Source organism: Paenibacillus popilliae ATCC 14706 (genome assembly GCF_000315235.1).
GTDB classification, from domain to species: Bacteria; Bacillota; Bacilli; order Paenibacillales; family Paenibacillaceae; genus Paenibacillus_B; species Paenibacillus_B popilliae.
Map to the genome: position 1 here is coordinate 1 of NZ_BALG01000529.1, position 225 is coordinate 225.

Below are 225 nucleotides of genomic sequence, written 5' to 3' on the forward strand. Positions count from 1 at the left end.
GTGGTGAAATCGTAAAGAAAGGGCTGTCTGTACGCATGCATCAATGCCACCATTGCGGCTACGTTGCGGATCGAGATGAAAATGCAGCTCGCAACATTCTACAGCGTGCTCTAGTGTCGTAACCACCAACAATATATTGGCTCGGACGGAGCCATCAGGGAGAGATGAGGTTACGAATCTCGATGATCTGAGAAGCCCCTAGCTTTAGCTATGGGGAGTCGTCAC

At 50.2% G+C, this 225-nt stretch carries 1 protein-coding gene; it reads left to right on the plus strand.

What is annotated here, in order from left to right; translation table 11 throughout:
* The first annotated feature begins 23 nt into the window (after positions 1-23).
* Entirely contained in the window at positions 24-122 is a 99-nt protein-coding gene (locus tag PPOP_RS21485) for a zinc ribbon domain-containing protein (protein ID WP_422730669.1), read from the plus strand.
* Positions 123-225 lie beyond the last annotated feature (103 nt).